General features: G+C 55.2%; 8 protein-coding genes. 4 read left to right on the forward strand and 4 right to left on the reverse strand.

The genetic code is table 11. From position 1 onward, the window contains the following. Positions 1–60 precede the first annotated feature (60 nt). The 3 genes from AC2FIR_RS21790 to acsA all read right to left on the reverse strand — a co-directional run bounded on the left by AC2FIR_RS21790 (position 61) and on the right by acsA (position 7,068). On the reverse strand, positions 61–4,773 hold the full coding sequence (locus AC2FIR_RS21790) for a RecQ family ATP-dependent DNA helicase (protein ID WP_496763129.1): 4,713 nt from the start codon (positions 4,771–4,773) through the stop codon (positions 61–63). Positions 4,774–5,035: 262 nt separating this feature from the next. Beyond that, the gene (locus AC2FIR_RS21795) at positions 5,036–5,332 is read right to left on the reverse strand and encodes a thiamine pyrophosphate-dependent enzyme (RefSeq protein ID WP_496763120.1); all 297 of its coding nucleotides are present in this window, start codon (positions 5,330–5,332) and stop codon (positions 5,036–5,038) included. Then, complete coding sequence (gene acsA, locus AC2FIR_RS21800; protein WP_170617457.1) at positions 5,329–7,068, reverse strand: acetate--CoA ligase; 1,740 nt, start codon at positions 7,066–7,068, stop codon at positions 5,329–5,331. Before acsA ends, AC2FIR_RS21795 begins: the two co-directional genes overlap by 4 nt. Before the next feature lie 343 nt (positions 7,069–7,411). Between acsA and AC2FIR_RS21805 the strand changes: the two genes are divergently transcribed. From AC2FIR_RS21805 to AC2FIR_RS21820, 4 genes are all read left to right on the forward strand, one after another. Then, positions 7,412–8,179, forward strand: a complete 768-nt coding sequence (locus tag AC2FIR_RS21805) for a TSUP family transporter (protein ID WP_170617455.1) — start codon at positions 7,412–7,414, stop codon at positions 8,177–8,179. Positions 8,180–8,663: 484 nt separating this feature from the next. After that, positions 8,664–10,523, forward strand: a complete 1,860-nt coding sequence (locus AC2FIR_RS21810; protein ID WP_496747680.1) for a Na/Pi cotransporter family protein — start codon at positions 8,664–8,666, stop codon at positions 10,521–10,523. A gap of 39 nt (positions 10,524–10,562) precedes the next feature. Continuing rightward, positions 10,563–10,811 (forward strand): hypothetical protein, encoded by a 249-nt coding sequence (locus tag AC2FIR_RS21815; RefSeq protein WP_170617451.1) that lies wholly within the window; start codon positions 10,563–10,565, stop codon positions 10,809–10,811. Between the two features lie 144 nt (positions 10,812–10,955). Next, on the forward strand, positions 10,956–11,102 hold the full coding sequence (locus tag AC2FIR_RS21820; RefSeq protein ID WP_170617449.1) for a hypothetical protein: 147 nt from the start codon (positions 10,956–10,958) through the stop codon (positions 11,100–11,102). A gap of 106 nt (positions 11,103–11,208) precedes the next feature. Here the strand turns inward: AC2FIR_RS21820 and AC2FIR_RS21825 are convergent. Continuing rightward, positions 11,209–11,718 (reverse strand): cation:proton antiporter (locus AC2FIR_RS21825; protein ID WP_496763125.1); only part of this gene is annotated, 510 nt, incomplete at its 5' end.

Consider the following 11,718-nt stretch of genomic DNA (forward strand, 5'->3'; position numbering starts at 1 on the left):
AGCGCAGCGAATGCCTGCTTTCCGCCCTACTTGCCGTTCTGGTACTTTCCGAAAACCTTTTCAGCCCCTTTTGACCTCTTCGAATACCAGTTCAGGCACCACGACTTCCCAATTGGCGCGTTTCATCAGGTGATGAAAACGCTCATCGGCATCTTCCAAACGCCAATTTATGATGGCCGCGATCTCGCCGGTGACAAAGTTCATGCCCATCGGGGGCGAGAATGCCTTTGCCATCCGCCCGAGGACCCGTCCTTGAAAATCCTCGATCTGCCAGCGATCTCCGACAGTGGCGAGCTTGATTGGCGCACCGACCTGCGCTTCAGCGATCGCGTCATGAACAATGTGTCGATCAACTTGGCGCCCTGAGAACGACAAGTCGACCATCTTCATTTCTGGCGATTGAAAGAACCGGCGCGGGCCGGGGACTGTCGCCAAGTCGGGCACCACGTGCCGCTTAACGACGGAAGGCGACTCGGTGGGAAGGTATTCGTGATTGTCGTTACTCATGACGATCAAATTGCGCCGCGCTCGTGTCATGGCGACATAGAACAAACGCCTCGGCGCGTCCTGATCTTCGTTTCGCGAGGGCCGTTCCCAACCGCCATCCAGGATCACGACATCGTCAAATTCGAGACCTTTCGCGCTGTGCGCCGTCAACAATTTGAGACCACGCTGCTCGCCCCATGAATCCTTCGACCATTCAGCAAACCATTCGATCACATCAGAGCTCGGAAGCGCTTTGCCATCAACTTCACGCGCAAGTTGCCCAAGTCCCTCACCTATCCGGTCAGTCCAACGGCTTGTGGGTATCGCATTCAGGGTTTCAGTAAGGTCGCCCAAGCTGACTAAAGCTGTGTGCCTCTCGCGTAGACCACCGATGAACCTCCGCATCTCACGGGTGCGCCACACACTCGGCAGGTTTTCGTTCGCCATTTCGACTGGAATTCCATGCGCCTCGGCAAAGTCGCGGACTGGCAGAAGCTTGCGCCAATCTCGAGAAATGATTGCTGCGCCCCTCCAGCTCCAATCCGGGATCAGTTTTGACAGGCGGAGCATCTCGTCGACCGCCGCAAGGGCCTGAGCGTCATTTCCGGCCGGGCAGCCAAGGATTTGGACCCGCCCCTGCGCAACCGGATCGAGGCTTTCCATGATACCCCCGGCGGGGTCCTTTTGCCGCGATTTGTCGACAGTAATCCCATGCCCTGTTTTCATACGTTCCCGAGATCCTTCGATCACGGCGTTCGCTGCGCTGATGACGTTTTTCGACGAGCGGTAATTGTCGGTCAGAAAGACCGGCTTGGCTGAATAATCCTGTTCGAATTGCCGGATGTGGCGCACCGATGCGCCGGCAAACGCATAGATATTCTGGTCGTCATCGCCGACCGCGAACAGGCTGATCCGTTGATCGGGGTCGTCGATACTGCGACCGGCCACCGCTGCGATCAAGGCGTATTCCTCGGGTCCCACGTCCTGATATTCATCCACGAGAATCCATCGGAACCCTTGGATCAAGGTCTCTCGCAAGGCTTCGGCCTCGATTTTGTCCAGCCCGTCGCCGCGCAAGAGACGTGCCGCATCAATCAGAAGCGTCTTGAAATCAGGTTCATCGGCCGCCACCCGTCCGGCGAAACTCGCGCCAACCAACCTCATGGCTAAGGCATGGATGGTCAAGACCGTCACGAAGCGAGCATCTTCGCCGATCAGTAGACGCAAGCGTTCCCGGATCTCGGCGGCTGCGTGGCGATTGTACGCGAGCACCAGTATTCCATTTGGATCTTCGCGTTTTATTCTGACCAGATAGGCAACGCGATGGACCAGTACGCGTGTCTTGCCCGATCCCGGCCCTGCGAGAACAAGGACATTGGTCTGTTCGCGGTCGTCACGCACGATCTGCTCTTGTGTCGCATTCCCCAGATTGTCGACGATCTCGGCGTAAGACTGAGGCGTTGCCTGCCGTCGGAACTCTGAAATCTTCCCCGGCATCCAAGCTTTCATGAAGTCGGACTGCTCCATTTCGAAATAGTCATGCGCGAGCTGCTGGGCCTGATCGATATCGTCGATTCCCTTGCTCGCGTAAGCCGCCATCACGTGGGTCTGGACGGTCTGTTCGGTGTAATGGTCTTCGAGCGGCGCGAAATGTTGGGTGGTAAAAGCGCCGCCTTTCGGATTGATGTGCAACGTCATGGCGGATCGGAACACGGACAATCCCTTGCCCAGAGTCACCACCTGCTGTTCGTGCAGCCATAGAAGCGCCCGGTCCATCAGTTTTGCTGGATCATTGACAGACGCTCGCAACAGCGCATCGCTGTTGATCGCTGCAAGAAGGTCGCCAAGCGTGGTCTCGACAGGAACGTCTTTCCGACGCAGACCTGCCTGAACCTTGTTTATCAAGTGTGAAACCAAACGCTCTGCGGCCTGCCTGCGAAGTTGAGCGGTCTGTTCGATAACCCCCCATGATCTTTGCATTCGCACCATGACACTGCCTTTGGAGACCTTGCGCAGGCCAATATTGCCTTTTCCGCCATCCATGTCGCGGCCATCCTGCGCCATCCCGCGGAGCAACCCCTCGACAATATCGGGCCGCACGGAGGCGTGTCCCCGCTCCCGCAAGGCCTGCGCCACTGAGGCCAGATGGCAGGGCACAGCCTCATTGATGTCCGCGTCTGGCGCTTGCTCTCTAAGGATCGCAATCAGGTCAGCTTCCAACCGGGATGCCGCTTGGAATCGTTTCGGCGAGGCATTCTCGACGCGCACATGCACGAAGATGGTGATGTTTGTATCATCCTTTGCAATCCCCAGGGCCTCGAGATCCGCCAAAGCTTTGCGAACGCCCGACATCGTCAGTCCAGTGACCCCGCAGAGCTCGTCCGTGGTGATGCCCTCTTCCTGCGGCGCGTTGATGATATGCAGCACGATGGCGGCCAGATCCTCGCGCCGCCGCTTGGTGATCTCAGCGGATGCAAGGATTTCGCGGACCTCCTTCATGCTTCTTACTCGGAGCGAGGCGGGGAACACCTGCACCCGGTTTTCTTCGCGGTTCAGAAGATGTGCTTCTTCCAGCCAGGCGACGGCCGTCTTGACTCGCGTATCGTCGGTATTGCTGTCCCGCTGGAAATCTCGTTCTTTCTCCTCATGAACGATCTCACCGGGTGTTGCGACAATTTCACCGCCTTTTCCTGTCCGAGCATCAAGACGCCGAAGCGCCTTCAGGATCGCGCCGATTTCGTGCCGCGCGAGTCGAGAACGCGCACTGAGGCTGAACTGACGATCGACGTCTTCAGTATTGAACAACAGGACGCAGTTTGCAGGCTCGCGGTCCCGTCCGGCGCGACCCGCCTCCTGCAAGTAGTTTTCCAGTGACCCCGGCACGTCTCCGTGTACCACCAGACGGATGTCCGGCTTGTCGACGCCCATCCCAAAGGCGTTGGTGGCCGCGATCACGCGCAGATTGCCGACGCGGAAGTCCTCTTGAATCTCACGCTTGTCATCGGCGCTAAGGCCCGCGTGATACCGTTCAGCGGCGATGCCCTGTTGTTTTAAGAACTCCGCCACGCGCTCTGTAGCGTTTCGGGTCGCACAATAGACGACCGCCCCAGACACGCCCTCGCGAGGAAGTTGGGCCTCGATCGTGTCGAGGATATCGGTCATCTTGGTCGCCCGCTGCGTTGGCAGCACCTGGAAGCTCAGGTTTGAACGCGACGCGCCACCATCGATCAACGCCAGTTCGGACCCCAACCGCTCTTTGAAATGACTGCGGATGTCCTGCACGACGTCCGGCTTTGCCGTTGCGGTCAAGCAAAGTACCGGAGCCGGCTCATCGGCTGAGCTTTCCTTGATAAACCGCGAAACGTAGCGATAGTCGGGTCGGAAATCGTGTCCCCATTTAGACACGCAATGCGCCTCGTCCAACACCCACAGCCCTATCTCGCGCTGTGCGAGAACAGACCGAACTGTTGTGCTGCGCAGTTGTTCGGGCGAAATCAAAAGGATCGCAGCATCCCCAAGCCGCACCTTGTCAAGCGCATCCTGACGCTCGGGCAAAGACAATAGCCCGTTTATCGTAACCGCCGAGGAAATTCCGGCCCGAACCAAGCCCTGAACCTGGTCTGCCATCAGCGCCACAAGCGGTGATATAACGACGGTCAATGCCCCGGTCTTGTCGAACCGAGACAGCGCGGGAATCTGATAGCAGATAGACTTACCCGTGCCCGTTGGAAGGATACCCAAGAGGTTGTCGCCTTCCATGGCGGTCGCCACGATCTTTTCTTGAAGCGGGCGTCCGTCCTCGTCGACTGGTTCCGGGCGAAAACTTGGGAAGCCGAACCAACGTTCGAGTGCTCGGGTGGGATCGTTGTGCTCTGCGCAATAGGCACAGTGCGGATCACGACAATTCGTATCTCTCAGGTCTTTGACGAGCCGTGCTGCGTCACGGAATTGCGCCCGCACCCAAGGCGGCATAACAGAATCCCCACCAGCGACCGAAATCCAGGCAAGGGCATATGCCATCGGCCAGCCCAGCCCAGTGTCCGAGAGCCGCTCGAGCAAGCCGTCCACCTGTGCGTCGCAGGCCAAGTCTTTAAGCAACTTCTGAATGGCCTTGTGCGCTTCTGCTTCTGTCGGGATAGGCGCCCCGCGCACGTCGCTGAACAACCGATCAAATCCGTCGCTACCGGGACCTCGGCAGCACAGCCAGTGATAGGCCATCATCGTTTCTGGCGACAACGTGTTTAGCGATACAAAGGCGTCGATCTGGTTGCGAAGAACCTCGAACACAAGACGCGCGTCGAGCTCGGGATCGTTGACGTGACCACTTTGAAGCCGCCCATCGCGGTAGTGTTTGACCAGATGATGATACGGATTGCGCGGGAACGCCAATGGGTTGAGCCACAGCGTGTCAATCGGTCCGTCAGCGAGCTTTGCGAAGCGCGGCGAGACCGCCATGAGATGCGGCAGGTCATGGCGCAGAATATTGTGGCCAATGACATGTGCGAAACCGGCGCAAAACAAGTCGAGCTTTTCAAGCGCGGCCTTCGGATCACCTTTCCGATGAACAATCCCATCTCCATCGTCTTCCGGCACGGCTGCAAAGGCGAACACCTTGGCTTCCTTGTCCGTGCTCTCGGTACGTGGCGACGACGCGATCTTTGTCCGACAAGAGCGGGATAATCCCAGCGGCAATCGCTTCCTCTCCATCATAGAGGTGCAGGAAGCCGCGAATTTTTTCCTGAGTGTATAGCTCCGCACATTTGTCTTCGAAACGTCGGATACGGATCATGTCACTCAGCAAGCGTTTCACATGGTCGCGGTCCAGTCTTGGTTTGCTTGTGGTCATTTCTCGTCCGTCTCCAATGTAGAGATGTCACCTTCTGGCAGACCAAGTTCGCGCGCCTTCAAAAGGCGGCGCATGATCTTGCCAGAGCGGGTCTTGGGCAGGGCATTTCGGAAAACGATCTCGCGGGGGGCCACAGCCGCTCCAAGCCGTTTGCGGGCAAGGCCGCGAATGTCGCGCTCTAGCTCCTCATCCTCGGTTTGGCCGGGATTCAGGGTCACGAAGGCTTTGACGATTTCGCCCGCAGTCTCGTCTGGAATACCAATCACAGCGGCCTCGGCGATGGCTTCATGCTCAATCAGCGCACTTTCAACCTCGAAGGGGCCGACCAGATGGCCCGACGTTTTGATTAGGTCATCGGCTCGACCGACGAACCAGAAATACCCATCACTGTCCCGCATCGCGAGATCGCCTGACAAGTACCAGCCATCATTAAAGCATTTTTCGTACCGCGCCTGTTCGTGAAGATAGTCCCGCATCATCGAGGGCCAACCCGGTCGCAGAGCAAGCTCTCCGATCTCGCCATCCGGTAATTCTCGCAAGCCCCCGTTGTCTGGTTCCACAATGCCGACAACAACGCCAGGCAGGGGTCTGCCCATCGATCCAGGCTTGATGTCATGCGCTCTAGTATTGGCAATCATGATGCCGCCGGTTTCTGTCTGCCACCAATTGTCGTGGAACGGTCGACCGAATACCTCGTTGGACCAGACCACGGCTTCGGCGTTCAGAGGCTCACCGACGCTTGCAAGAAACTGCAGAGCGCTGAAGTCGTACCCGCGTGCGACCTCACTGCCAGCGCGCATCATCATGCGGATGGCTGTTGGGGCTGAATACCAGACCTCAACGCGTTCCCTTTCAACGATCCCATACCAGCGTTCGAGATTGAACTCTGCCTCGTCCACAATCATCGTCACGCGGTTCACCAGTGGTGAGATAATTCCGTAGGTCGTTCCGGTGACCCAGCCCGGGTCAGCGGTGCACCAGTAGGTCACGCCGGGCTGCAGTTCGAGTGCGTAACGACCGGAGAGCGCGTGGTGCTGAACTGCGCCATGCACGTGAACCGCACCTTTTGGCCTCCCGGTGGTACCCGAGGTAAAATGAATCAATGCCGGGTCTTCCGTCTGTGTATGGACCGCCAGAAATTCTGTCGAGGCCTCTTGCAATGCCGGGGCCAGAGCGACGCAATCATCAGGAGCTTCGTCGCCAACGATGAGGACCAGACGCAGCGACGTCATTTCCTGACGCCACGATGCGATTTTGCGTTTGTAGAGTGACTTAGTCGTGACCAGAACATTGGCATCGCCGATTTCCATCCTGGTTCTCAGGGGTTCCGGCCCAAAGGCGGCAAAGAGTGGCGTAAAGACCATCCCGGCCTTTAAAGTGCCAAGGGCTGCAGCATAAAGCTCAGGCCGGCGCCCCATCGCGACAAAGACGCGGTCTCCTTTTTGTTGTCCGTGGTCATAGAGCAGATTTGCAAATCGCGACGACATGGCTGCGAGATCGCTATAGCTGAGCGTTTGCTGCGCTCCGTCCTTGGATAGCCATATCAGGGCAGTATAGTCTCCATGCCCCTGAGCTACGTGGCGATCGACAGCTTCAAACCCGATGTTGATCGAGCCATCTGGCAAACCTGTGAGAAGTTCGCGGCCAAGGTCGTGTGTCGGCTGCTCTAGGGCATCCGAGGTTGGTTGCCAACACGCAGCGGCGCGCTCTTCGGGTGATTTCCGGATGGTGCTCATTGCTACATCCTCCCACAGAAAGTCTGGCGGGGAGATCTGGGGGAAGACAATGACTCAAATCAAAGCGCGCAATATGGACTCATCTAAACCGATCTTTAACGTTTCGGGCAAGGTCAGTGCGCGCGCGATTATGTACGTACCATGGTTTGTTAGGACTACATCAGGTCCTTATGGCCTTTTACATCTTCAATGATAGACTTGTGCATCGTTTCGACCGACTGGAAGCACATTTTGAAGGCCTCCCCGAATATCCGATTGTCACCTAATGCACGGACCTGCATATCTAACCGCGTGCAAGATCGCATAAAGAACCGCGGCAAGGCCGGTCTTTCCAGTGGGCAGCATGATTAGTGATTTTGCCCCGGATGCGTCTTTCTTGACCATTGTGCTGGCCGGAGTTGTTATCTTCGCAGCCTCTTTTGCTCGGGGTTATTCGGGGTTTGGGTTCTCGACTATTCTGATGGTGGGCTTGCTCCCGGTCATTCCCGCTTCACAACTCGTGCCATTGTCCATTGCGCTTGAAATTCTCGCGTCCAGTAGTCAGGCGCCGCGTATCCTGCCTGATATCAACCGCCGTTATCTCGGCATTCTTCTTGGCGCCAGCCTGATTGGTGCGCCAGCCGGTATTTTTCTACTGTCCTATGTCGCGGAAAGTACACTGCGGATGATTGTCTACGGTGTGGTGTTTGCCTCAACGGGGTTGCTGCTCTTGTCTGCTTCCCGGCCTGTATCCATTACGATGCCGAGGTTGGTTCTGGCTGGCCTTATCGCCGGGGCGGCAAATGGGGCGACCGCGCTGAGCGGTCTTGTATTGGCTTTGTTCTTCACCTCCTCGACTATTGAGTCAACAGCGATGCGGGCAACGCTTATCGCCTATCTCTTCTTCGTAGATCTGATTACAGGAGGGTTGCTTTTCGCCGCCGGCCACTTTGAAACAATTACGTTCTGGCTAATTCTGGCGGCAATACCCGTGATGCTGGCGGGCATTTGGCTGGGCTCGCGCCATTTCTTCGCCACGCCATCGGACTCGTTCAAGACAAGGGTCCTCTGGCTTCTGCTCGCCTTTTGTATCGCGGGTGTAGGCCAGATGCTAGTTTACGGCTTTCGATAAATTTCCATTTCGTCGGGTATCGACAAATTCGGGGAACGGCGAAAGGGAGATTTGGCCAAATGATTGGCGTAGCAGTATAAAGAACTGTCATCGCTTTAAGCTCACGGCCGAATGTGCCGGTATACGCGCGTCGAAAAAAACAACTGATTGGTGCTTGAAACAAGCGCCAATTCAGTAAACGCCATAGGCGAACTGCTTTTTCTACTCTTTCAGTTCTCAACATGTTTGGTCAATCGGTGTCATGTAGCAAGTCAGTCCAAACATTTGAGCAAGTAGAGTTCCTACGCCATGATTTGAATCAATGAGACATGTACGTTGCGGTAGTAGAAATATCGAGATCAGAAAGCGCCCGGGTTTGGGATGTGGTATCTGCTGAGAATCTTGGCGCTGCACGAACGTTGGTTGAGGTTAGTGTGCGGTCTTCCTGGAGGTCGAAATTCGCGCCATGCGGTGTTTTTGCGATCCAAAAATTTGGATTGATTGAATGATCAAGTACTACCTACCGGTCGCAATTGGCGCGCTACTAATTGCCTTTTGGGTAAGTCCTGACGCGCAGGTGGTTGCAGCTGGGATCGCTATCTTTTTGTTTGGCATGCTTATGCTTGAAGACGGTTTCAAGCTACTTGGAGGCGGAACACTAGAACGAATGCTTCAGCGGGCGACAAAATCCGTTTCGCGATCTCTCTTATTCGGTTTCGTCTCTACTGCGTTGTTGCAGTCCAGTTCACTGGTTTCGGTCATAACGATTTCATTTTTAAGTGCTGACCTGATTTCTCTGGTCGGTGGGGTGGGCATAATCTTTGGGGCCAATATCGGAACGACGACGGGTGCGTGGTTGGTTGCCGGGCTAGGATTGAAGGTGAATATCGCAACCTATGCCATGCCAATTATCGGCCTTAGCATAATCCTTGTGTTTCAGAAGCCGAAGGTGCTCCGTGGGATTGGTTACGCTCTTGGCGGACTGGGTTTTCTGTTCCTAGGCATTCATTACATGAAAGAGGGTTTCGACGCGTTCAAGGACCAGGTCGATCTAATGCGATTTGCTTTGTCGGGATTTTGGGGGCTGGTGGTCTATTGTTTGTTGGGGACTGCCGCAACCGTGATTATGCAGTCGAGCCACGCGACGATGGTGCTTACTCTCACTGCGCTTGCCGCTTCACAAATTAGCTATGAAAACGCGCTGGCTCTCGCGATCGGGGCTAATATTGGAACCACGATTACGGCGATTATTGGCTCGATCAGCGCCAATTTTCAGGGCAAGCGACTGGCATTGGCGCACCTGATCTTCAATACAATAACTGCGGCGGTAGCTTTGGTTTTCATAGTCCCGCTACGTGAGATGGTTGACATGATCAGTGGTGCCGTGGGTATCGGTGCGGAAGATTTTGCTCTGAAGTTGGCAGTGTTCCATACTATCTTTAACGTGCTCGGCGTCTTGCTCATGTTACCATTGATGCGGGGGCTGATCTCCTTTCTAGAACGCAGTATTATCGAACCAATCCCGGATGTTAGTCAACCGCGTTACCTGAACGATGCGGCCGATGATTTCCCACAAACTCTTGAGATTGCACTTCGAAAGGAGGTCATGCACCTATACGAAAACGCGATGACGTTGATCTTGCATGGCCTGAATCTGCATAGGAAGGATGTGCTTAGCGCGAACAGCGTTGCAGAGGTGGTTCGAAGCAGTCGAACACCTACCGACATGGATATTGAGGAAAGCTACCGGCGCAAGATCAAGACACTCTATTCCGCCATTGTCGAATTCTCGACGCGCGTCGGGGACAAACGTGTCGAACCAGATGTAGCGGAACGAGTTTATGCCCTGAGAGATGTCGCTGGCGACATCGTTCAAGCGGTTAAGTCGGTCAAACACCTGCGAAAGAATATCTTGCGTCACACTGTACGGTTTTCCGGGAGTGCAACCGAACTGTATGATGACCTCCGTACTGAAATTGCCAGAATACTCATTGAGATTCAAAAACTTGAAGAAGCAGAACCGGGTGAGCGTAGTGCGCTCTGGCTTGATCAGGAACGTGCGCAAATAGAAGAAGATGCTCGGACCGCTGCGCGCCGTGTAGAACAGCTCATTCGAAAAAACCAACTCACTCCCGATGCCGCAACTTCATTTCTCAACGACTCGGATTATGCCTATAGCGCGATGCGTAAGCTGATCGAAGCAGCGAGAACCTTTTACATCGAACGAGACAGCGCCATGGCCGAAGTCGAACGTTTGTTGGCTTTAGAAGAAGAAGAACTCGGTGAGTATAAGATTGAAACCGATGCGCTCTCTAAGGAAGAAGAATCCGAAAAACATCACAGTAAAGTCGTAGAAAGCAAATAGCATGCTGAAATTGTGCGACGATCTGCGGGGGGTATTAAGATGGGATTGAAAAAACTTGCCGAAAAAATGGTCGAGTACAACTCGCGTCTTGAGGCAGGCAAAGCGGAGAAAATTAAATCCAGCCATGTTCAAAAGGTACTCAAAAAGCTGCGCAAGAAGGTGGCAGATCTTGAAGCCGAAATTAATTTGGAGAAGAATTCTGACAGGAAAGCCAGACTGGTTCGAAAACTCGGAACAGCGCACGAGAGTGTCAAACGGGCTGAGTGGCTGTTGAGCGAAATTGACTAATACTCTGGTTCAGGCTTTAAAAATTTGAGGACTCGCGACGAGTGCCTTGGTGGCCATTTTGAACCTGATGCCAACACACCTAAGCAACTGGAGTGCCACATTTTATTTGGACCACCGTTACGTCTGAGAAACGGAGGGCCGAGAATGGCGAACAAGAGACATAAGCCGGAAGAAATAGTTAAGAAGCTGCGGCAAGTTGATGTGCTTGTCGGCCAGGGAATGATGCGTGTAGATGCGATCCGCGAGGTTTGCATATGGTGGCGAAATGCCAATCTTTGGCGCGGTGTTTGAGACAGACCAACAAATCGCGGTGGCTTTGCCCAATGGGCAACCTATGATGGTAGGTCTGCCGTTGGCGAATTTGCTCGCCTTTCTTGAATCGATCCAGTCTGAATAGTCACTGACCAATCTGGTCATCCGTGTCAGCCGTTCGTCTGATTGACATGAGAGTCAACGGCGGCCCCAACACCTCGAAGGCCACAGTACTGACTAGAGTAAAGGCCATGATCGACGCGGCCCAATGTGGAAATTGCTCTCCGGCGACAAGGGCCATTCCTACCGCGACACCGGCCTGTGGTAACAAAGCTGGACCGTACCAGCGGGTCTGACGGCTAGGCAGGCCGCCAAGTCTCGCTCCGTAATAACCCCCGACGAGGCGGGCGACGGCGCGCAAGAATAGGAAAAGAGCACCAGCCCAGCCCATCAAGCCGAAGGCTTCAATATCCAACGTGGCGCCAGCCAACAGGAAGAACAGGATCATGAATGGCCACTGAATGTGCTCGATCTCATGGAAAGCACGCTCGTGATGGCGGGCGAGATTCCCGATAACTGCGCCCGCAACCATGCCTGCTACCAAGAATGAAACCTCCAGCCAAAGCGCGAGGCCCGCTGTCAGAAAGACTATGCC

The organism is Ruegeria sp. CDSB136 (assembly GCF_059610965.1).